Annotated in this window: 21 protein-coding genes; 8 read left to right on the top strand and 13 right to left on the bottom strand. The window is 62.1% G+C overall.

The features are described 5' to 3' along the window. Positions 1-262: 262 nt before the first annotated feature. Entirely contained in the window at positions 263-2,080 is a 1,818-nt protein-coding gene (locus FHT92_RS09345; protein WP_183824133.1) for a methyl-accepting chemotaxis protein, read from the top strand. A gap of 15 nt (positions 2,081-2,095) precedes the next feature. Here FHT92_RS09345 and FHT92_RS09340 read toward each other — a convergent pair whose 3' ends face one another. The 3 genes from FHT92_RS09340 to FHT92_RS09330 are packed head-to-tail and all read right to left on the bottom strand — an operon-like array spanning position 2,096 to position 4,005. Then, entirely contained in the window at positions 2,096-2,479 is a 384-nt protein-coding gene (locus FHT92_RS09340; protein WP_183739212.1) for a VOC family protein, read from the bottom strand. A 13-nt stretch (positions 2,480-2,492) separates the two neighbouring features. After that, on the bottom strand, positions 2,493-3,722 hold the full coding sequence (chrA, locus tag FHT92_RS09335; protein ID WP_183824131.1) for a chromate efflux transporter: 1,230 nt from the start codon (positions 3,720-3,722) through the stop codon (positions 2,493-2,495). Continuing rightward, entirely contained in the window at positions 3,694-4,005 is a 312-nt protein-coding gene (locus FHT92_RS09330) for a PadR family transcriptional regulator (RefSeq protein WP_183824129.1), read from the bottom strand. The genes chrA and FHT92_RS09330 overlap by 29 nt, the downstream gene beginning before the upstream one ends. A 127-nt stretch (positions 4,006-4,132) precedes the next feature. Here FHT92_RS09330 and FHT92_RS09325 point away from each other — a divergent pair, with 127 nt between their 5' ends. Beyond that, a complete protein-coding gene (locus FHT92_RS09325) occupies positions 4,133-4,342 on the top strand; it encodes a hypothetical protein (protein ID WP_183824127.1) in 210 nt (69 codons plus the stop codon). Between the two features lie 258 nt (positions 4,343-4,600). Here FHT92_RS09325 and FHT92_RS09320 read toward each other — a convergent pair whose 3' ends face one another. Continuing rightward, positions 4,601-5,041: a hypothetical protein gene (locus tag FHT92_RS09320; RefSeq protein ID WP_183824125.1), complete on the bottom strand. Its 441-nt coding sequence runs from the start codon at positions 5,039-5,041 to the stop codon at positions 4,601-4,603. Positions 5,042-5,252: 211 nt separating this feature from the next. Then, a complete protein-coding gene (locus FHT92_RS09315; RefSeq protein ID WP_183739198.1) occupies positions 5,253-5,645 on the bottom strand; it encodes a hypothetical protein in 393 nt (130 codons plus the stop codon). Positions 5,646-5,704: 59 nt separating this feature from the next. Between FHT92_RS09315 and FHT92_RS09310 the strand changes: the two genes are divergently transcribed. Then, positions 5,705-5,899: a hypothetical protein gene (locus tag FHT92_RS09310; RefSeq protein WP_183739195.1), complete on the top strand. Its 195-nt coding sequence runs from the start codon at positions 5,705-5,707 to the stop codon at positions 5,897-5,899. A 226-nt stretch (positions 5,900-6,125) separates the two neighbouring features. Then, positions 6,126-7,013, top strand: coding sequence for a Hint domain-containing protein (locus tag FHT92_RS09305; protein ID WP_183824123.1), 888 nt, complete (start codon positions 6,126-6,128; stop codon positions 7,011-7,013). A gap of 783 nt (positions 7,014-7,796) precedes the next feature. Here the strand turns inward: FHT92_RS09305 and FHT92_RS09300 are convergent. Both FHT92_RS09300 and FHT92_RS09295 read right to left on the bottom strand, forming a co-directional pair. After that, the gene (locus FHT92_RS09300; protein WP_183824121.1) at positions 7,797-8,864 is read right to left on the bottom strand and encodes a D-alanine--D-alanine ligase family protein; all 1,068 of its coding nucleotides are present in this window, start codon (positions 8,862-8,864) and stop codon (positions 7,797-7,799) included. A 23-nt stretch (positions 8,865-8,887) separates the two neighbouring features. Beyond that, on the bottom strand, positions 8,888-9,508 hold the full coding sequence (locus FHT92_RS09295) for a C39 family peptidase (RefSeq protein WP_183824119.1): 621 nt from the start codon (positions 9,506-9,508) through the stop codon (positions 8,888-8,890). Between the two features lie 180 nt (positions 9,509-9,688). Between FHT92_RS09295 and FHT92_RS09290 the strand changes: the two genes are divergently transcribed. Beyond that, positions 9,689-11,170 carry a PLP-dependent aminotransferase family protein gene (locus tag FHT92_RS09290; protein ID WP_183824117.1) on the top strand — a complete coding sequence of 494 codons (1,482 nt, stop codon included), beginning with the start codon at positions 9,689-9,691 and terminating at the stop codon, positions 11,168-11,170. 404 nt (positions 11,171-11,574) lie between these two features. Here FHT92_RS09290 and FHT92_RS09285 read toward each other — a convergent pair whose 3' ends face one another. The 3 genes from FHT92_RS09285 to FHT92_RS29220 form a co-directional block, all read right to left on the bottom strand. Continuing rightward, positions 11,575-14,190 carry an autotransporter outer membrane beta-barrel domain-containing protein gene (locus FHT92_RS09285; RefSeq protein WP_246735196.1) on the bottom strand — a complete coding sequence of 872 codons (2,616 nt, stop codon included), beginning with the start codon at positions 14,188-14,190 and terminating at the stop codon, positions 11,575-11,577. Between the two features lie 209 nt (positions 14,191-14,399). Next, positions 14,400-14,945, bottom strand: a complete 546-nt coding sequence (locus FHT92_RS29225) for a DMT family transporter (protein ID WP_312858756.1) — start codon at positions 14,943-14,945, stop codon at positions 14,400-14,402. A 38-nt stretch (positions 14,946-14,983) separates the two neighbouring features. Continuing rightward, positions 14,984-15,346, bottom strand: coding sequence for an EamA family transporter (locus FHT92_RS29220; RefSeq protein WP_246735194.1), 363 nt, complete (start codon positions 15,344-15,346; stop codon positions 14,984-14,986). An 84-nt stretch (positions 15,347-15,430) separates the two neighbouring features. On the opposite strand from FHT92_RS29220, the gene FHT92_RS09275 reads away from it, so the two are divergent. Beyond that, entirely contained in the window at positions 15,431-15,910 is a 480-nt protein-coding gene (locus FHT92_RS09275) for an Lrp/AsnC family transcriptional regulator (RefSeq protein ID WP_183824115.1), read from the top strand. A 187-nt stretch (positions 15,911-16,097) separates the two neighbouring features. Here FHT92_RS09275 and FHT92_RS09270 read toward each other — a convergent pair whose 3' ends face one another. Both FHT92_RS09270 and FHT92_RS09265 read right to left on the bottom strand, forming a co-directional pair. Beyond that, on the bottom strand, positions 16,098-16,832 hold the full coding sequence (locus FHT92_RS09270) for a phosphotransferase enzyme family protein (protein WP_183824113.1): 735 nt from the start codon (positions 16,830-16,832) through the stop codon (positions 16,098-16,100). A gap of 83 nt (positions 16,833-16,915) precedes the next feature. Then, positions 16,916-18,082, bottom strand: coding sequence for an MFS transporter (locus FHT92_RS09265; RefSeq protein ID WP_183824111.1), 1,167 nt, complete (start codon positions 18,080-18,082; stop codon positions 16,916-16,918). A 187-nt stretch (positions 18,083-18,269) separates the two neighbouring features. Between FHT92_RS09265 and FHT92_RS09260 the strand changes: the two genes are divergently transcribed. Both FHT92_RS09260 and FHT92_RS09255 read left to right on the top strand, forming a co-directional pair. Then, entirely contained in the window at positions 18,270-19,508 is a 1,239-nt protein-coding gene (locus FHT92_RS09260; RefSeq protein WP_183824109.1) for an alpha-D-ribose 1-methylphosphonate 5-triphosphate diphosphatase, read from the top strand. A gap of 37 nt (positions 19,509-19,545) precedes the next feature. Next, positions 19,546-19,710, top strand: a complete 165-nt coding sequence (locus FHT92_RS09255; protein WP_183824107.1) for a hypothetical protein — start codon at positions 19,546-19,548, stop codon at positions 19,708-19,710. Between the two features lie 34 nt (positions 19,711-19,744). Here FHT92_RS09255 and FHT92_RS09250 read toward each other — a convergent pair whose 3' ends face one another. Next, complete coding sequence (locus FHT92_RS09250; protein ID WP_183824105.1) at positions 19,745-20,341, bottom strand: TetR/AcrR family transcriptional regulator; 597 nt, start codon at positions 20,339-20,341, stop codon at positions 19,745-19,747. Positions 20,342-20,409: the final 68 nt, after the last annotated feature.

Below are 20,409 nucleotides of genomic sequence, written 5' to 3'. Positions count from 1 at the left end.
TCATCCTCGAAGTATGCTATTGGAAATTGGAAGGGGACAATAGAGTCGTGGGATCTTCTCCCGTTAAGGCGTCGGATGCATTTTGTTTTTGGTGCGAGATCTGTCGGTATTGACAAATATCATTTTCGGCCTTGTTTGCGTCAAATATAAATCTGCATTCGAGACTATTTATTTACCATGCAATATTAAAGTCTGAGGATGTGCTCGCTCAGGAGGTGGGTGGAGCGCGTAACGCCGGGTGCCGCATCTTCAGGGATTCATCATGAAGCTCACCATTGCAAGAAATCTCGCCATCGTGGGCATCGCCGTCTCCGCCGGCATGTTCGCGTCCTTCGGGCTGCAGCAGACAGCCCTTGGACGGCTCAAGGTCAACGGACCGATCTACGAGCAGATCGTCTATGGTAAAGACCTGATTGCCGACATCCTGCCGCCGCCGCTCTTCGTGGTCGAATCTTACATGCTGTCGCATGAGGCCAACGACTTTCCCGATCTTGTCGATGCCAATCTCGCCAAGATCGCGACGCTGAAGGCAGCCTATGAGGATCGCCGCGCCTATTGGCAGACGACCGGCCTGCCGCAGCCGCTCAAGGACGAGCTCAACAAGGAAGTGGTGGCCAAGGGCGACATCTTCTGGAAGGTGATGGAAGAGGACGTCATCCCGGCACTCAAGGCGAAGCAGGATGGTGCCGGAACCGGACCGATGGTGAAGCTCAGGACCGCGTTCCACGAACATCAGGATGCGGTCGAGAAGCTCGTGGTCAATTCCGATACCTATCTCAAGGGGCAGGAGAAGAATGCTGCCGACGAGATCATGACATGGACCTCGGCGGCGGCCGCGGCTTCGCTCGCGTCCTTCCTGCTGCTGCTCGCCGGGCTCTATTTCTTCCGCCGCCGCGCCATCCTGCCGATCGATGGCATGAGACGCTATATGAGCGGCCTTGCCAATGGCGACTTCTCGGAAGACGTGCCCTTTGCCGAGCGCAGCGATGAGATCGGCCAAATGGCACAAGCCGTCGTCGTCTTCCGTACCAATTCGCTCGAGCGCCGCGAAGGTCACCTGCGCGAGGCGGAGGCCAAGGAAGCCGAAGTTACCCGCCAACGCCAGTTGGCCGCCGAGCGCGCCGGCGAGGAAGCCGCGCGTGACGAGGTGATCCATTCGCTCACCCGCGCACTCGATGAACTGTCGCGCGGCAATCTCGGCTTCCACATCGATGCCAGGTTCTCATCCGCCTACGAAGAGCTCCGTGCCGCCTTCAATGCCAGTGTCGACACGCTGTCCGGCTCGATCGACGCCGTCTCCGGCGCGACCAGCACGCTGCGCCATTCTTCACATGATATCGCCGGCGCCATGGAGGCGCTGTCGAAGCGTACCGAGCAGCAAGCAACGACCATCGAAGAGACATCGGCCGCACTCACCGAGATCACCTCGGCCATCGGCAATTCCTCGTCCCAATCGGCCGAAGCGAGCCAAGTGACTGACGAGACCAGCAAGGCCGCGCTGCAATGCACCGAGCTGATGCGCGAGGCAATCGCGGCAATGCAGCGGATCGAGGGTTCGTCTGACCAGATCGGCTCGATCATCAACGTCATCGACGACATCGCCTTCCAGACCAACCTTCTGGCGCTCAATGCCGGCGTCGAGGCAGCCCGCGCGGGCGAAGCCGGCAAGGGGTTTGCCGTCGTGGCGCAGGAAGTGCGCGAACTTGCCTCCCGCTCGGCCAATGCCGCCAAGGAGATCAAGGTTCTGGTCTCGACATCGTCGGACCAGGTCGGCTCGGGCGTGGCGCTCGTCAACCGTACCGGCGAAGCGCTCTCCCATATCGAAACCAAGGTGCAGCATGTCGGGCAACTGATCCAGGCGGTGGTCACTTCGTTGAACGAGCAGTCCTCGGCGATCCGCGAAATCAACGGCTCCGTTCATGCAATGGACGAAGTGACCCAGCGCAATTCCGCCATGGCGGCGGAAACCAACTCGGCCTGCAAGGGGCTCAACGAGCAGGTCCTGGCGCTGGAAGAGATCGTTTCGCGCTTCCAGATCGCCGCCGCAGGACCTGCCGTTACGGCAAACCGCGCAGCCTGAGCCGAATTGCTTCGTTTATTTCTTGGGCGGCTCGAACAATTCGACGGGATTGCCCGCAGGGTCGTCGACGAGGATCTGCTTGCCGCCCATGCCAGCCACGATGTCGTTGCGAAATTTCGCGCCTGAAGCCTTCAGACGTGCGACCTCGTCCTCGATATTGTCGACCTCCAGCTGGATGCGGTTCCAGCCGCCGGGTTCGGGGCGGCGTCCATCCGGCATGGGCTGGGATGCGCCGCCTGGCCCGGTCGTGCCGTTCACCAGCAGGCGAAGATCGCCTCTGGTCAGCATGGCGAAGCTCGGAGCTGGATGCATGGTGAGCGCGAAGCCGAGCGACTGCGTGTAGAATGCAATCGCGGCGTCGACATCGTCGACGATATAACGAACGCTGACAGTGGCCATAGCAATTCCTCCTTCAGACAAGATCGAGGATCGTGGCGGCGGCAGCCAGGAGCACGACCACGATCCATGGCGGGGCTTTCCAGACGGTGAGCAGCAGAAAGCCGGCAAGTGCGAGCGAAAAGTCGCGCGGCGCAAGAACGGCGCTCGTCCATACGGGGCTATAGAGAGCCGCCCCGAGAATGCCGACGACGGCGGCGTTGGCGCCGCGCATCGCAGCCTGTGCTGTCGGGCGCTTGCGAAAGCTGTCCCAGAAGGGCAGGGCGCCGAGCAGCAGCAGGAAGCCGGGCAGAAAGATCGCGATCAGGCCAATGGCTGCGCCGAGAAGACCGTTCGGAGCAGGCCCCATGGCGGCGCCGAGATAGGCGGCGAAGGTGAACAGCGGCCCCGGAACCGCCTGGGCGGCACCATAGCCTGCCAGGAACGTATCATTCGACATCCAGCCGGGATTGACCACTTCCGCCTGCAGCAGAGGCAGCACGACGTGACCGCCGCCGAAGACCAGTGCGCCCGAGCGGTAGAAGGCATCGAAAAGCGACAGGCCTTGCGAACCCAATGCCGAGGCGATGACCGGCAAGCTGCCGAGCAGGACGAAAAAGGCGAGAAGGCTGGCAGTGCCGAAGGAGCGGGACACCCGGAAAGACAGGTGCGTCTCGCCCGTAACCGGGCCGTTGCGGCAAAGTGCGAGGCCGGCGAGGGCGCCAACGGAGATCGCGGCGATCTGCCCGATCGCCCCTGCCGAGAAGGTGACGATGAGGACGGCTGCGAGCGCGATGCCCGCACGCTCCCGGTCGGGCGTCAGGCTTTTGGCCATTCCCCAGACCGCCTGCGCCACGACTGCGACAGCCACGATTTTCAGCCCGTGCAACAGGCCGGCTCCCGTCGGCCCGTCGAAAGCTGTCGCCGCCATTGCGAAGATCACCAGCAGGATTGCGGATGGCAACGTGAAGGCTGCCCAGGCGGCCAATGCGCCGAGGGGGCCTGCGCGCAAAAGGCCGAGGGAAAAGCCGACCTGGCTCGAGGCGGGACCGGGAAGGAACTGACAGAGCGCCACGAGATCGCCATAGCCCGTCTCGTCGATCCATTTGCGGCGAACGACCAGTTCGTCGCGGAAGTAGCCGAGATGCGCGATCGGGCCTCCGAACGAGGTGAGCCCGAGCTTCAGGAATGCGAAAAACACTTCGCCGGGCGTGCCATGCGGCTGGCTGACCGCCTCTTCATGAATTGCCTGCGCCGACGACCTCACGAAACAGCTCCCTGGCTCTTTCCCTGGCGATCTTCAGGGCTGCCACGCCATAGGGCGTGGCATTGTATATCCGCCGGCGCGTCCGGCCCACCCGCTCCATTCGCGAGGTGAGATATCCCTTCTTCTCCATGGCGTGCAGCATCGGATAGAGCGTCCCGGCCGAGACCTTGTAGCCGTGGTGAGCGAGTTCCTCGATCATCCACAGACCATGAAGATCGCCTTCGGCCGCATGATGCAGGACGTGGAGGCGGATAAAGCCGGAAAGAAGATCCTGATGTTCCATCGATCACCACACGATAACCCTCACTCTCGAAAAGCGATATCGGGAACCGAGACTAAAGCCAAAGAGTTTGACCTGCAACCGTCAAACGGATTGGCGGTTCATCGAAACGAACCATGGGAGAATACCAATGGTCAGCGAAGCCGATCGCGATCCGCGTCACCACACCCAGAAAATGCAGCTGCGCCTTCAGGAAATCATGGATCATTTGCGGGCAGACATCGAAAAGGTCGACGAACCGCAGCTGAAGGCCATGTTCGAAACCGCCGCCGAAGTGCTGGGCGGGTTGAAGAAGGCGTTTGGCGACTACGAGAAGAAGAACGAACCGGCGTGGAAATAAGGTCGTGCCGCCGATCCGCATTTCGGATCGAGCTGTGATTTAAACGATCATCTCGTCGGCAATGCGCAGCGCTTCTCCTGCTGATCGAAGAGTATGAAGTAAGGCATTATCCAATCCCGACTGTGAGCCCGGTTGAGTGATCAAGCCGGCGGTGGCCGCGAACGATGACACGGACTTCGTAGCAGATGCTTCCGCGTGAACGGGCGCGCCAGGGATGTCAGTTCGGCAACGACCGTCCCTGGCGCAAGCATGAGGATCTTACTTCACCGTGATGCTCATACCGCTGATATCGGCGTTGATTTGCAGGCCTACCTGCTTGCCTGTCAATTCGAGTTGGGCGCCCTTGTCATTGGTCATGACGATCACCTGGGCTCCTTTGCCGAGCGCGCCACCACCGCCCGCTGCGCCGTACACGCCCGTCACATCCTGGGCGCGGCGTATGTGGCGCACGGTACCTTTGAAATAGGTCTTGGAAGCACCGAAGGCGAGACCGCCCGAGATGCCGCCGATCGAAATTGGGTATCGGCGACCATGGAAGGTCAGCGTGCCGTCGCCTCCGGAGCCGCCGACGAAGAAGGCGGCCTTGTAGACGGCGAAGCGGATCGTACCGCTGTCCGCATGCGCGGCGCTGGCAAAGCTAGCTCCCGCGGCAGCAATGGCGGCAACGGCGAGCGAACGAAATCCGGACGAAATCTTCATGATGAGAGGCTCCTCAAAAAAAAGGGCCGCTTGCCCAGTCAGCCGGGCCAGACAGCCGGGGACTCAGCGTCGTCTCAACGTCATAGCTCGAACAGTCCCGTCCGTCATTAGTTCCCAGGCAGTTTCCAGGCACAAGGAGATGACGGCAGACCCGCCCATCCTGCGTTCCCGCTGCAGGATCTCCGACTGGAATGGCGACGATTGCAGCAGGTCAGTTTTCAGGGCATCTCATCCAATAGCGTTTGATAGCCGCAGGCCCGCTGCCATCGCTGGGCACTTGGCTCCATGGATTCTTCGAAGTTTCGATAAACGTGTCGTCGTCGATCGAAACAAGCGTCACCGGCATTGCGAAGGACAATGTAGCCTGGCGATACCACGCAATGGCTGCCTGTTGGCGGCGTTTGGCGACCAGGTCGTCTTTCTCAGCGGGTGGAACGCGAAAGCGGTCGGGATTTTGTTTCACCTCGACCAGCGGATCGTGCAGGGCCACCCGCAACAGCTCACCGTCACCGGCAAGCCGCAGCTCGAATTCATCCTGTGGTGCCGGCGCCGGGCGATCCCTTTGTTCCCAGCGCGTGCTAGCGGGAACAAAAAATCGGCACATTCGTTTGGGTCCGGGCCGCGGCAACCCAATTCTGCTTTGGCTGGCCTGGGGGACGTGTGATGGACCAATTGCTTATTGTCTTCATCCGAAGGCGGATGGCCGACCGTACCGATGTCGATCTCGGAGAGCTTTTCGACGCTGCCGAACAATATTTTAAAACAAAAGTAGAGGCGCGTGCTTTTTTCGATGCCCTTCATATGGTCCTGCGTGAACGCCGTGATCGGCGCAGAAAGCGGATCGCCGACGCTCAATAAGCGTCGAAAAGGCGACTCCCGGACGGGGAGAGCCACCCTATTCCTACCGACTTTATGGCGCCGGCCGGGCCGCAACGGGGCACGCACCGAAGTCTGCAATCGGACCAAAGTCCGGTGAATGCACCCTTCCTTTTCGGTAGACACCACCGCTGTTCTGCCAAATTGCCCGTCGTTGAACCTATTGTAAAATTTGTCGGTGTTACTGTTTTCAAAAAGGACACCCGCTATGTCATCGACGGAAGATCCGAAGCTGCCACGCGATGTCGCGCGCAGACATTTTCTAGGTGTTACCGCCGCCGCGGGGGCTAGGATTGCCGGCTTGGCAGTTCTGGCAGCGGCAATTTCCTCGTCGCCTGCGAGTGCGATGGGGCATCGTTGGGGGAGGGGCGGATCTGGTGGACACGGAGGCTGGTGGGGCGGACATGGAGGCACCCATGGCAGTCGTCCCGATGGAGCCTCTGGTAGCGGCGGTGCGAATTGCTTCCTGCGGGGAACGGCGATCCTTACGGATTGCGGTGAAAAGCCCGTCGAGGATCTGCGCATCGGCGATTGCGTTGCCCTGCCGGACGGGAGCGTCCGCTCGATCAGATGGGTTGGCCGCCAGACGTTTAAGAAGAGCAGCGCGCGCTGGCTTGAAGGCGTTGTGCCGGTCCGGATCTCCCGCCATGCGCTGGATAGCCGCACGCCACATTCCGATCTCTACCTGTCGCCGGATCACGCTCTGCTTCTGAACGGCGTTCTGATCCGCGTGAAGCATCTCGTGAACGGCACGACCATCGCACCGGTCATTCCGGCCGACGACGCGCCGCTCGAATATTACGCCGTCCTGCTTGATACGCATGAAGCCATCCTCGCCGAAGGTGCCGCGGCCGAAAGCTTCCGTCTCCTGGACAACAGCGACGAAGCCTTCTCCAATTTCGCGGAGTACAAGCGCATCTATGGCGAGAAACCCACCGCGATGACATCCTATGCCCCGGTGCTGGGCGAGGAAGGCGGCTGGAAGCACTTAAAGGCGCTTCTACTGCTTGCTGTTTCGCCGCTCGTGCCGATGCGCGATCCGCTGGGGGATGCCTGTGAGAAGATCAATGCGCAAGCGAAAGAGCTGTCATTCTGACAAGCTGAGTGGCTGAGCGTCTTACCCTGCCTCTTCAGCGGCAGGTGATCTTGGCGAATTACAAGCGACAGGGGATTTTGACTGATTTTCGGTTCGTCGGACCAGTCAGCAATAGGATGTAACGCGCTCTCATCATGATTACCTGGTGCTGGCGCGACGCGCGGATGGAGGCATGCTGGGCTCAGCGCATTCGACGAGTGCGCCGCTGTTGCGAAGCTTTGAAATTCCTAGCTGAACGACCTTGATCATATCAGTCATCTGCTGGCCGTGGCCATCCTGGTATTGTTCCAGCGTAGGAGTATGAAGAGTAACATCCCGCAGCGTAGAAATACGATTGTCTTTGACCGCTTGGGCACCGAGAGCCCAGACACGGTTGAATAGAATTCGATCTGACTCGGTAATTGGCATAGTGTCCCGCTAAAACCCGAAATATTGGACTTAGCGGGCGGCATCCGCTCATCAATCGGACTAAGGTCCGATGTGCTAGGAGATCGCCGTTGGTGCGATGGCGTACATAGCAACTGTGCAGCCCGTCTCCGTGCTGCCGCATTCCTCATTGCACAACGGTGCCGGTGAAAGGTCATCGGAGATGAGCGGGAGATTCTGAGGGGACGCAAAAGGTTTTAAAGCACTTCGAAGGCCTTTCAACGCGATTTGAAAATTCCGGAACCTGGTGTCAAAATTCCGATTTCTCGCGTCCGGCTACACCCGCGAGGAGCGAGGCGGTGCCACAGGTTAGCCCCTCCCACCTGTGGGGAGGGGTATTTTTCTAAAAGGCAGAACTCACGCCCCTCGCGCCAGCCCATGTTCCACCAACCGGTCGATCACCTCGGCGTAAGCCACACCGCTCGCCGCCATCGCCTTGGAATACATGCTGATATCGGTGAAGCCCGGAATGGTATTCACCTCGTTGACGACGAAGCGCATGTCTTCCATCAGGAAGAAATCGACGCGGGCCATGCCATCGCAGCCGAGCGCGCGGAAGGCGCGGGCGGCCATGGCGCGGATCTTCTCCTCTACGGCGGCGGGCAGGTCGGCGGGCACTTTCAGGGCCGCGCCATTCTCGTCGATATATTTGGCGTTGTAGCTGTAGAAGCCGTGGCTTTCGGCGGGCGCGATCTCGCCGGGGCGGGAGACGAAGAGGCCGCCGTTTGCGTCTTCCAGCACGCTGCATTCGATCTCGCGCCCGGCGATGAATTCTTCGGCGAGGAGCTTGCGGTCGTGGCTGAAAGCCTCTGACAGAGCCGGGGCGAATTCCTGGCTGCCGGAGACCTTGCGCACGCCGACCGAGGAGCCCTGGCGGGCCGGCTTGATGAAGAGCGGCAGGCCGAGTTCGGTTTCGAGGGTTTCGAGTGCCGGCGGCGTTGCCTGATCGAGCGTTACCGAGCGCGCGACTGGCAGGCCGGCGGCCTTCAAGAGCTGCTTGGCGATATCCTTGTCGAGCGCCGTTGCCGAGCCCAGGATGCCGCAGCCGGCAAGCGGCACGCGCGCCACCTGGCAGAGGCCCTGAACCGCGCCGTCTTCCCCATGTAGGCCGTGCAGCACCGGGAAGACGATGTCGATTCTGCCCGCCTCAGTGATCTTTCCATCCGGTGCGATCGCCAGCAGGCGGCCACGCCCGCCGGGCACGAGGCAGAGTTCGGTGCCGGCCTCCGGCTTCTCAAGTTCGCCGCCGGTCAGGCGGCTCTGCAGCCAGCGGCCTTCGCGGGTGACGAAGACCGGCAGGGCGTCGTATTTTTCCGGATCGAGGGCGCGCATCACATTGGTCGCCGACATGACGGAAACATCGTGCTCGCTGGAGCGGCCGCCGAAGAGCACGGCGATGCGCAGCCTGGATGGGGAAGGGCTCATTGAAATTCTCCTGAAAACAAAAACTAGAAGCCGACTGCAATGCCTCTGTTGGCGAAGAAGCGGTCGAATGTGGCAAGCGGCAGGGTGACATCGGCCTGGCTGGCGCGGTCATGGCCGGATGGGTTGTGGAAGCGCACGCTCTCGTCATCGGCCGCCGTCACCAGCACCAGATGGCCGCCCTTGCCCGGCGGCGCGCGCTCCGGCCAGCGGATGGCGCTGCTGACGGAGGCGATAAAGAAGCTCTTGTCTGCCAGGAGTTCGGGAATGGTTTCCGCTTGCACCTCTGTCCTCACGTCGGCCGCAAGCCCGAAGCGCTCGCGCACGAAGGTCACGAAGGGGGCATAGATCAGCCCCTTGATGGAGGCGTCCGCCTCGTTGATCACATAGCCGCCATAGCTGGTACAGGCCCTTGCGAGCGAAAGGATCGGATGGGCCTCGCCGCGAGCGGCCAGGATCATCTTCAGGCAGGCCATGCCGCAGATATTCACCGCCCAGCGCGCATATTCCTCGATCGTCTCGGCGCCGGAATTCCTCCAGAGCGGGTCGCGGTGCAGGGCAGCAGCACCTTCGGCCAGCACAGGCAAGGTCATCTCGGGCGTTTCCCATTGGCTGAAATAGGGCACGTCGAGGCTCCGTTGGTTCATGTCGTCTCCGTCAGGCAATGCAAGGCGAATCCCGCTAGAAAGTGGCTTACATTAAATGCAATTTTTCTCTATTTTACAGAGCCACTTTGCCGTGATCCTGTGGGCCACTTGGATTGCGTGAAGTGCGATGAACCACAGGAATGAGCCACTTGAATGGCTGCGAGAGAGCCGGTGACTATTGTGAGAAGACGCGAAGGACCATCAGCGACATTCCAGCCTGATATCGATCCCTCGTCATCGGCACCCTTGCCGCGACAGCTTTACCTCTCGTTACGGAATGCCATTACCCAAGGGCGGCTGGCTGCCGGGCAGCGGCTACTCTCAACGCGGATTGCCGCAACGGAATGGGGCATTTCGCGCGGCGTCATCGCGGAAGCCTATGAGATCCTGATGTCGGAGGGTTTTGCGGTCGCCCGCCATGGCTCCGGGACCTATATCGCGTCGACGATCCCGGAAGGCGTGTCTCGCACCGGTGACATTGACGGGAAGGGTGCGCCACCCGTCCGCCGCAGCGTGTCGGCGGCCGCGACTTCGATCCTCACGCGCGGGCCAAGCCTCGAGCCGCAGAAGGCGCTGCCATTCGTTACCGGTCGCATCGCCCATGACGAGCGCACGGCGCGGCTTTTGAACCGCATCGCCGTCAGGCATATGAACTACGCTTTCGAAGGCTATGGCGATATCCAGGGCGACTTGCGGCTCAGAGCGGCGATCAGCGCGCATCTCGCCGTCTCGCGCGGCGTACGCTGCAGCCCCGACCAGATCTTCATCACGGCGGGAACACAGCAGGCGCTCGACCTTGCCTTCCGCGTGCTGATGACATCAGGCGATACGGCCGTCGTCGAAGATCCCTGCTATCCGCCGGCCCGGCAATGCCTTGTCCTGAACGGCATCGATGTCGTCGGCCTGCCCGTCGATGCCGATGGCATCGACATCAGCAGGCTGCTCGACAGCACGCTGCGGCCGCCCGCCGCCTTCTATGTGACGCCCTCCAACCAGTATCCGGTCGGTTCCGTCCTCTCGCTCTCGCGCCGTCTTGGGCTGCTTTCCTATGCCGAAGAGAATGACTGCTGGATCATCGAGGATGATTACGACAGCGAATTCCGCTACCAGGGCCACCCGATCGCCTCGCTGCACGGCCTCGATAAGGCAAACCGCGTTCTCTACACCGGCACCTTCAGCAAGGCGCTGCTGCCGAGCCTGCGCATCGGCTATCTCGTCGTCCCCGCCGATCTCGTGCCCGCCTTCCGCGCCGTGCGCCCCGCCGTCGACCGCTGCCCGCCGAGCTTCCAGCAGCGGGTGATCGCCGATTTTCTGGAGGAGGGGTATTTTCCGGCGCATCTGCGGCGGCTGCGGGAACGGCTGAGAGCGTCGCGCGATCTGCTGGCGGGGTTTCTCAAGCAGCGGCTGGCGGAGCATGTGGCGGTACTGCTGCCGGATCAGGGTATCAATCTCACGGTCAGGAGCACTGGCAGCTGGGACGATGATACCGCCGTCTCCGCTGCGGCGCTGAAGAGGGGCGTGGTGGTGATGCCGCTGTCGCGCATGAATGTGGTCTCGACGGATCGGTCGCGGCTGCTCTTCGGGTTCTCTGGGCTTTCCGAGGAGGAGGCGGATATGGGGACGCGGGTGCTTGCGGAGGTTTTTGGGGGCGGGGTGTTTTGACGGGAGGGTGAGGGTGACTGCAGAAACCCCGACCTTCCTTGCCAAGTCAGAAAACGAGCAAGGCGGTGCGCGTGGCCCCTCATCCGCCCTTCGGGCACCTTCTCCCCAAGGGGAGAAGGGGTGTCGTTGCAACGCCTCGCTTGTCTCAAAGCGTCTCTCGTTGCAAGCTACGCCGCGAGTTCCCCCTTCTACCCAACGGGGAGAGGTGGCCCAAAGGGCCGGATGAGGGACCGCGGGCGCACTACTTGCTCGTTTCTGACTTGGTGACGGAGGAGCGATGCCCTCAATGCCCCGTCCAGGAAGCCGCATCGAAACAGGAGCCTGCCTCCGCCGCTACATCCCAGCGCCACTAGCAAGTAAAACCAGATAGGCAGGAAGAACCCATCCCCTGGACGACGCCACGCTTACCACTTCACCCGCAAGCCCGCGGTGCCGCTGAGCGCATAGCTGTCGCCGAAATCCTTCAGCGAGGATTTTGCCGCGACTTCGCCGTAGAGCGAGTAGCGATCGTCGTTCCAGGTGTAGGAACCGCCGAGGGTCAGTCCCGCCCAGACCGGATCGTTCTTCGTTTCGAAGCCGGTGCCGGAGACATCGACCGCCGTGCCATCCAGGAACTCGCCGTAGAGATTGGCGATGCCGTAGATTTTCGCCAGTGCCGTCTGGCCATTGGCCCGCTGCATCGTTTCCTCGCGGTCGAGCGCCACGCCAAGCCGGCCGAGCAGGCTGTCGCCGTCATCGAGTGACACCCGTGCGCCGAAGCGGTCGTTGAACGTGTCGAAGTCGACGGAGGAATAGACGAGCTGGGCCTGCGGCGTGATCGACCACGGGCCGGAGGCCGCAAAACGCCTGCCGGTCTCCAGGCTCAGCGCATAGCCGAAGCCATTGTTGCCGCTTTCCATGGCGCCGTCGACGAGATCGGATTTGAGGTCGGTGTCATACCAGGTGACGTGACTTTGCGCGTCGACATAGAGGCCGTCGTCGCCATACCAGGTGAGCGTGGCGCCTAGCCCGAAGCCTGTCGTGTCGATATCGCCATTGCCGTAGAGGGAGTCGATATCGCCTGATATCGTGCCGTAATGGACGGTCAGGCCGCCGATCAGCCGGCCGGCCTTGTCCTGATAGAGCTCGCCGTCGAGACCGCCCTCCAGCTTGAACAGGTTGTAGTCGTAGCTGTCGACGGTGGTGCTGCTGTCGGGCTCTATGCTCGCATGCGTGCCCTCGGTGCGCAGCCAGACATTGTCTGGTCCTTTGGCCAATGCCGCTGCGCTATCTCCATGCCAATAGCGGTCGCCGAGGCGCTGTTGCAGCGTCGACAGTCCGTTCAGGGCAAGCAGGAGTTGCGGATAGGCTTCGTAAAGCGGAACGCCGGGTTGATAGAGCGGTGCCGTGGGTGCGCTTGATGTGGCCGGATTGGTCAGTGCCGAGCGCAGATACCAGTCGCCATCGGCCGGGGTGGACACACCGTTCTGATAGAGCCGGTAAGCGTAGGCACCGCCGACAACGGCCTGATCGCCCTGGAAGACATAGTCGCCGAGCAGCGAAAAGCTCCCGGCCGAGGTGCCGCCGACATCGACGATCTTGATGCCCTCGACGGTCTGCGCTCCGCCGCCGCCGAGATTGGTGACCTTGACGTTGGTCATGCCCGCAGTGTTGCCGGTGACGACAAGGCGGTCGGTCGGCGAGGCATCGCCGCCGAGCACGCTTTCGATCGCAAGCGTGCCGCCGTTGCCGGTATAGTTGCCTGATATCGTCAGCGTACCGATGGAATTGCCGGGGGCGACTGTGCCGGAACTCGTCACATCGCCAAAGATCGTGCCGCTGCCGCCGAGCGTGCCGAAATTGGTGATGTCGCCGATGACGCTGGCGGGCGCGCTATGATCGCCGACGAGCAGCGTGCCGTCATAGATCGTCCAGTCGGTCGTGGCGGTGCCGACGCCCGTCAGCAGCCAGGTGCTGCTGCCGGTTTTTTCGAACGTGTCGAAGTTCTGGTATTGGGCCGCAGCGCCGATCCTCGATATGTCGAAACTGTCGCTGCCGGTGCCGCCGAGACGCAGCACGTCTGTTGTCGGCACTGCGCCGGCGATGACATTGCCTTCGATCACCGAGCCCGGTTGCAGTTCGAGTGTCAGCCTGCCCGTTGTTGCCGCCAGTGACCGGGTGATCGCGTTCGCCTGGCCGGCGCCTGCCCGGATCGTACCGCTATTGACGATATCGAGGTTTATTATTCCGTTCGACGCCACGATGGCAGCGGCACCCGTTCCGCCCTCGATCGTGCCGGAATTGACGATCTGTCCCGCATTTCCTCCTTGCGCGAGAATGCCGGAACCCCCGCCTGCAGTCCCGTTGGTCGGCCCGTTTCCTCCGCGGATCGTCCCCATATTGAGGATGGTATTGGGACCGCCCACTGCATTGCCGTAGGCGACGCCCGCTCCACCGCCAGCCGACGTACTGTCGCCGCCCACGATGGTGCCGTTATTGGTGAGAGACGAGCCCGTCTGCACACGCACGCCACTGCCGCCTGAAGCTGCGGCACCGCCGCCGCCACCGCCATTTCCGCCCCGGATCGATCCATCATTGGTGAATTTGGTGGCAGTAGCGGCGACGCCGATTTGTCCTGCCGTCGTGGCCGCTGCACCGGCGTTTGCTCCCACCAAGGTGCCCGAGAACGTGACGGGGACATTCGCGCCGGCCAATTGTTGGATGGTGAGCGTGCCTCTGCTGGTGCCGGCTGTCGGATCGTAGGTGTTCGTCAGGACAAAACCGTTGGTATCGATCGTGATCGGCTTCGTCGGGTTCGGCAGTGCCGTCGTAGAAATGGAGAAATTGCCCGTCATGACGATCGTCGCATTGGCGTCGCCATCGGCATTGGCCGTCTGGATGGCGGCACGCAGGGCGGCGTCGCTGTTTACGGGATAGCTGCCGGCCCATGCCGGGGAAGAGATGCAATAGCACAGCATCAGCGCCGTGAGGCTAACGCCCGTGAAAAGTCTTGCCTTGTCAAAAGTCCCGACAACGCTCATGTGGCCTCTCATGAAGTTGTTGCTAATATAAATACGATTAAAGGATGTGCTTTTGTGCGCGGGTTCGGCCTGTCCCGCAAGATGAGCTTATCACAAAAGCGACCCCGATTGTGTCCAAGACGACGGGTTGTTGCCGGACGGCAACAAGAACTTCAAATGTAACAGCTTTACAAATCAACACGTTAGGATTTTGGTAACTTCTCGGTCCGTCACCGCTGCGTGACTGGCAATGCCTGGCTCTGCTCACTCTTTGGCATTGGCCGATTCCTGCTAAAAGCTGCGATGGCGGAAGAGACGCCGCAGACCTGCAAAAGCGCCCCGATTGCTTCTGCCGGATGTGGAAGCCGGCCCTCGAACACGAAGCCATAGGCAAGGCCGAAAACAGTTTCTGCAACGATGAGCTGGGCCGAGAGCGCCAACGGCAGGCGACGGGAAGCGACGACCCAGCACCAGGTCGCAAACCACGAACCGGCAAGCCCCATGACCAATGCCCATGCAACGAAACGATAAGTGGATGCGGCATCGGCCGGCTCGAAAGAAGCCAACGGCAGCAGCAGCAGGCTGCCGATCGCCGCGCCAATGCCCTGGATGCCTGTCCATTGCAGGCCATCGGGCGGATCTGCCGATCGCATGACTGCGGCATTTGCAAGCCCGTAGGCAATCCAGATCAACAGTGCGGCCAGGCTGGCGACAATGCCGAGCAGAACTGACGTCATATCTGCGAGGTCGGCCGCGCCTATCGCGGCGACGTTCACGATCGCCACGCCGGAGGCAATCAGACACAGGGGCACGGTCAGAGAAGGCCACGGCGCTGAATGATCCCGAAAATTGGCGATGATCGCCAGAAAATCGGCATTGTGCCTGCGATAACAGGCGGCACCGCTGCACCTGAGAGCTTAACCGCGAAGGCGGCGCTGACGAAATAGCCGACATATCCCGCTCCGCCGAGCAGCAGCCCGGTCAGGAGCCGCGAGGGGGCAATGCCCGCGGGCCGGAATCGTCGGTCGGCCATGAGCAACAGGCAGGCCGAACCGAAGATGCAATAGCGAGCGATGGTCAAATCCCACGGCGTAAAAGGCGCAACGGCACGCGGAGCGACGAAGGTGAGCCCCCAGAGAGCGCACGTGGTCAGGCCGGCGATGATCCCAAGCAGCATGATTGTCTCCTGTTGAAACCATCATGCATTCGACCGGGGCGATTTCTATGGAAATGCTGGGACAATGTAGTTAGATTGCCTGCCATGGTGAAGGCAAAAGCACCTCATAACCTTCAAATCGGAAAGTCGACGCTCGATGCGACGGACGCGCGCATCCTTTCCGCGCTCGATTCCGATTCCCGCTTGTCAATGAGCGAGCTCGCTCGGCTCGTGGGCATGTCCGCGCCGAGCGTATCCGAGCGCGTTCGGCAACTGGAAGCTGCCGGCGTCATAAAGGGCTTCACCATCGATGTGGATACGCGTCCGATCGGTTATCAAATAAGGGCGATGGTCAGGATCAGACCGCTCCCCGGCAAGCTGCACCTGGTCGAGCGGCTCATTCAGGAGCGGCCGGAATTTATCGAATGCGACAAGATCACAGGCGATGACCCGTTTCTTGCCCGCCTGGTGGTCCATACGATCGAACAGATGGACGACGTTCTGGAAGCGCTTTCCGAGCACGCCGTCACGAGCACGGCGGTCATCAAGGGAACCTCGGTCAAGCGGCGCTTGCCGCCTTTGTAAGAAGGGGCAACGAGGCTGGGCCTATGCCGATTTCTCATCCGGCAACTAAATGGCCAGGAACGAATGAAAGCCGACCGCCCACTCGCAGCCATTCGTCACGGCGTTGGTCAGCAGCAATACCTGGATCTGTGCCTCGGTAAAGCTGCCGCCGTGGAGGGCTATCTCCCCGTTGATCCGCCGAAGCTGCTCAGACTGCGCGAACCTCGGCAAGCCGTCTGACCGCGTACTCGTCCTGCCAGCAGATGGCGGCTTCCCATGCGGCTGATGCTTGTGCGGCGATGTCATGCGCGCCGTCGTCGAGACCGGCAGCGTTGCCGGGCAGCACCAGGTCGAGGTCGGGCACGTCGACGTGCGACTCGTCCCAGTCGATCAGCGCGACCCGATCTGCGGTTATGCGGACGTTGCCAGGACTGTTTGGATTGCCGTGGACGACGCAGGTCCGACGCCCTGCCAGCCGCGCCCAGGCTGCCCGGCACCGGACAACGCCCTCGGGCGGCATTGCGGCAAGGTTGATCCTCGTGCCGGTTTCGGCATGCAGGAGGTCGGTCGACGATCTCCAGCCTGGGCGCTGCGGCCAGCCCTGCGTCAACCGGTGCAGTTCGCGCAGTGTATCGGCGACGCGACGCCAGTCGGACTGTGTCTCGGGCGGTCCGCCCTCCATGTATTTCATCACCACCAGACCGTCCACGAACAGCCGGCCGTCAGTCGTCGGGATCGGCACTGGAACGGTCATGCCTTCCCGGTCGAGATGCTGGAGCAGAGCGGCTTCCCATGCGAGATCGGCGTCGGTCCTGGAGCCGAGACGGCCGACCGCGATCTGCCCGCGGATGCGGACACTCCACACGTCGTTGGCAACTCCACCCCTAAGCGGTTCGATGCGAACCGCGTCTTCACCCCATTGCCGGAGTGCTTCCCATCCCATTGGCGATATCCCTGACGGTAACGACTGAATGACGTAAGACATCGCGAAAGTTTACGACATCACGATGTTCCCGCGAGCGGCCTTCAATCAAGGCTCTTGAGCGGTACCAGTGACAGCATTGCGAGAGCCGAGATCACGGCACCGGCGATCGCAAGCGGCCAGAGACCGACGGAGATGTATGGGGCGACGGCGGTCGTTCCCAGTGCCGCTATGCCGAGGATCGCGGCGATAACGATCGCGGCTGCGCGCGAATGATCGCCGCGGGCAGCCGATATGGCCCGATGGAAGCCGATCGGCCCGCGGATGCCGAAGCCGAGGTTCAAGACCGCCCAGAGCGGCACGAGGACGTAAAGGCTGCCTGAGCCCGTGAGCGCGTAGGCGAAGATCGCCAGAAAGGCGCAGGGCATGATCGCCGTGCCGGTGCGGATTATCTTGAGCGTGCCGAATTTAGCGGCCAGCCGTGCGGAGGAATTCGCGGCCAGGATGAACATAGAGATGCCGCAGACCTGCAGGATGACGAAGTCCTCGATCCCCCTGTCGAGCGGGCCGGTGAGCACGGCCGGCAGGCCGAAGACGAAGACGAGCAGCGCGCCCAGCGACAGGGCCTGGCTCAGCGCGTAGAAGAGAAATTCGAGATTCTTCAGAATGAAGAGATAGCTGTGGTGATCTTCCATCTGGCGCGGCCGCGGGAAATGGGCGCGCTGCCGGAAAACGGCCGCTGCTATCAGCGCCGAAAGCGCCGCCAGCAGCACGAAGGAAATCTCCCAGCCTCCAAATTCCAAGAGCCAGGCTCCGGCAATCGGGGCCAGCGCCGGCGCCAGGGACTCAACGGAACCGAGCCGTCCCATGGCGGCCGCCGCCTTGTCGTGCGGATAGAGGCCCTGGATGAAGCCGGGCGCGAAGACGGCAGGGCCGGAGCCGAAGGCGCCCTGGGCAAAACGCAGGGCAATCAGCCATTCGATCGAAGGAGATTCCGCTGCTGCAAGCGAGGCAAGCCCGAACAAAACAAGCGACCAGATCAGCAGCTTGCGCGGATCGAACCGCGCGCCCAGTTCGCCGAAGGCAAGCAGCCCGACCAGCGTGCCGAACGCGTAAGCCGCAAGCACGAGCTGTGCAATCTCGATGCTTCCGCCAAGCTGCCCCGGCAGGCTTGGGACGGCCGGAAGCACCAGGTCGGTCCCGGCAATGCCGAGAACGGTTCCGCTGGCGATCAGGACGAACAGGAGTGGGGTTTTCGAGCGTGTGGTCATCGGCTCTCTGGTAGCAGAGCAAGAGGTCGCGACCAATTGCGTCCCGTCGATGTCTGTCATTCAAATATTTGATCGGAGGTGTTCCGCGACGGTCGCAAATCTGTCATGTCGGCTGGTTAGAAGCGGCTGATGGCGCGCAGCCGGTGACTCGGCTGCCGCGCCTCTTCTTTTTCCTGGGATGAGAACCATGCAGAACAATCCGGCCGTGATCATCGAGGGCGCAACCGTTGTATTCGGCGACCGTCTGGAGACCGCTTCCGTGCGGATCGAAGACGGCCGGATCACCAATATAGACGGCGCGCGCGACGGGGCCGAAAGCATCGACGGACGCGGCCATCTGCTTGGGCCCGCTTTCGTGGACATTCATGGCGATGCCTTCGAGCGGCAGGTCATGCCGCGGCCGGGCACCATGCTGCCGGTTCCTGCCGCGCTGCTCGAAACCGACCGGCAGCTTGCCGCCAACGGCATTGCGACGGCCTATCATGCGCTGACGCTGAGCTGGGAGCCCGGGCTTCGCTCGGTCGAAACCGGTTATGCCATCGTGCGCGCTCTCGATGCGCTGACCCCGCGGCTGACGGTGGACAATCGCGTGCAGCTGCGCTGGGAAACCTTCTGCTTCGAGGCGGTCGAGCTCATCCGCGAGGCGCTTGCCGGCCCGCGCCTGCCGTCGATTGCCTTCAATGATCACACGTCGATGGTGATGCTGCATCCGTCGATCCCGTTGCAGGAGCGGCCGTTCGACCTCGATCCGGCCTTCCCGACAGTCGATCCCGAAACGCCTGCCTTCGCCGAGAAGATGGCGGAACGCGCCAAGCGGGCGAAAATCCCGGTGCCGGACATGGTGGCGCTGGTGCGCAACATGTGGGAGCGCCGGCCGCAGGTGCCTGAAGCAATTGAGGACGTGGCAGCACTTGGAAAGGCCGCGGGCGCGCCGATGCTGTCGCATGACGACAGCCAGATCGAAACGCGCGATTTCTTCCGCCAACGCGGCGCGCGGATCTGCGAATTCCCGATGAACCGGCGGGTGGCGCGGGCTGCGCGCGATGCCGGCGACTTCATCGTCTTCGGCGCACCGAACGCGACGCGCGGCGGCAGCCATCTCGCCTCGATCGGCGCGGCCGACATGATCCGCGAAGGGCTCTGCGACATTCTCGCCTCGGACTATTACTATCCGGCGATGCTGCTCGGGCTTGCAAGGCTGAAGGCCGATGGCGTGGCGCCGCTCCATGCGCTCTGGCCACTCGTCTCTGATAATCCGGCGCGCGCCTCGGGACTCACCGATCGCGGCGTCATCGAAGCCGGCAAGCGGGCGGATCTCGTGCTGGTCGACTGGCCTGAAGGTGCAGCCCCCGCCGTTCGCCGCACCTGGGTCGCAGGCCGGGAAGCCTATCGCGCGGCACCCGCCGGGGAACTGGCGATCGCCTGATCCTATTCAGATCTGCTATGCGCGCTACATCCAAGATATGGAAGCGCTCTATGTCCTGCTCATCTTCGCCGTGGCCATAACGATCATCTATCTGGCCGGCAAATGGAACACGTCCGACGCCGACCACTATATGGGCTTCGATAACCTGCGCTCGTCCCGCAAGCCGAAAGCGGCTGACGACGAGGATGCGAAAGAGACATGAAGGCCGCTGACGGCGCTGCGGCAGTTGCGCCGTTTCAGCCGAAGCCTCGCGCCTTCACGCCCGCGATCACCTCGTCCGAGACCTGCCGCAATTCCTGCCGCGAGGCGCCGTCGCGTGCCTGGATGGACAGTCCCTGCAGGACGGCGACGAGATAGCGGGCGAGAGAGATGGCGCGGTCCGGATCGAGCCAGCGCCCGAGCGTTTCCGCGATCATGTCACGCATCTCGTTTCGGCGCTCCGCCAGTTCGCGGGCCAGTTCCGCATGATCCGGCCCGCACTGGATCATGCCGCTCGAGATCATGCAGCCGCGCTCCGCCGCGGGGTCGGTAACGGCATCGATTGCCTTGTGGAGCATGGCTTCGACCGTCTCCTGAAGGGTTGTGGTGGATTTGATGTTCTGTAACGCCCGGGGCAGGCCGAGATAGCGATCGAGCGTCTCGCGGTAGAGCCCCGCCTTGCTGCCGAAAGCCGAATAGAGACTTGGGGGCGCGACACCGATTGCGGCCGTCAGGTCGTTCAGCGAAACACCTTCATATCCGTGCCTCCAGAAGAGGCGCATGGCGATGTCGATCGCCTCGTCCCGGTCGAAGGTTCGCGGACCGCCGCGCCGTGTTTTCACAACCTTATCCATAGTGATCACTAAAGACGTCTTGACAGCAAAAAGCAAGCCGTTAGTTTGTAGTGATCGCTAAACATAAG

Source organism: Rhizobium sp. BK377 (assembly GCF_014193935.1).
In the GTDB taxonomy this organism is placed as follows: Bacteria; Pseudomonadota; Alphaproteobacteria; order Rhizobiales; family Rhizobiaceae; genus Rhizobium.
Note: the sequence above shows the minus strand (reverse complement) of the source record. Positions and strands in the feature narration are given on the sequence as shown.

Coding starts and splice junctions, on each gene's coding strand:
- FHT92_RS09275 (WP_183824115.1), top strand. CDS start 15,431: ATGGTGAAGGCAAAAGCACCTCATAACCTTCAAATCGGAAAGTCGACG.
- FHT92_RS09310 (WP_183739195.1), top strand. CDS start 5,705: ATGGACCAATTGCTTATTGTCTTCATCCGAAGGCGGATGGCCGACCGT.
- FHT92_RS09330 (WP_183824129.1), bottom strand. CDS start 4,005: ATGGAACATCAGGATCTTCTTTCCGGCTTTATCCGCCTCCACGTCCTG.
- FHT92_RS09255 (WP_183824107.1), top strand. CDS start 19,546: ATGGAAGCGCTCTATGTCCTGCTCATCTTCGCCGTGGCCATAACGATC.
- FHT92_RS09325 (WP_183824127.1), top strand. CDS start 4,133: ATGGTCAGCGAAGCCGATCGCGATCCGCGTCACCACACCCAGAAAATG.
- FHT92_RS29220 (WP_246735194.1), bottom strand. CDS start 15,346: ATGCTGCTTGGGATCATCGCCGGCCTGACCACGTGCGCTCTCTGGGGG.
- FHT92_RS09260 (WP_183824109.1), top strand. CDS start 18,270: ATGCAGAACAATCCGGCCGTGATCATCGAGGGCGCAACCGTTGTATTC.
- FHT92_RS09315 (WP_183739198.1), bottom strand. CDS start 5,645: ATGTGCCGATTTTTTGTTCCCGCTAGCACGCGCTGGGAACAAAGGGAT.
- FHT92_RS09265 (WP_183824111.1), bottom strand. CDS start 18,082: ATGACCACACGCTCGAAAACCCCACTCCTGTTCGTCCTGATCGCCAGC.
- FHT92_RS09285 (WP_246735196.1), bottom strand. CDS start 14,190: ATGAGCGTTGTCGGGACTTTTGACAAGGCAAGACTTTTCACGGGCGTT.
- FHT92_RS09270 (WP_183824113.1), bottom strand. CDS start 16,832: ATGGGATGGGAAGCACTCCGGCAATGGGGTGAAGACGCGGTTCGCATC.
- FHT92_RS09300 (WP_183824121.1), bottom strand. CDS start 8,864: ATGAGCCCTTCCCCATCCAGGCTGCGCATCGCCGTGCTCTTCGGCGGC.
- FHT92_RS09250 (WP_183824105.1), bottom strand. CDS start 20,341: ATGGATAAGGTTGTGAAAACACGGCGCGGCGGTCCGCGAACCTTCGAC.
- FHT92_RS09340 (WP_183739212.1), bottom strand. CDS start 2,479: ATGGCCACTGTCAGCGTTCGTTATATCGTCGACGATGTCGACGCCGCG.
- FHT92_RS09345 (WP_183824133.1), top strand. CDS start 263: ATGAAGCTCACCATTGCAAGAAATCTCGCCATCGTGGGCATCGCCGTC.
- FHT92_RS09320 (WP_183824125.1), bottom strand. CDS start 5,041: ATGAAGATTTCGTCCGGATTTCGTTCGCTCGCCGTTGCCGCCATTGCT.
- FHT92_RS09305 (WP_183824123.1), top strand. CDS start 6,126: ATGTCATCGACGGAAGATCCGAAGCTGCCACGCGATGTCGCGCGCAGA.
- FHT92_RS09295 (WP_183824119.1), bottom strand. CDS start 9,508: ATGAACCAACGGAGCCTCGACGTGCCCTATTTCAGCCAATGGGAAACG.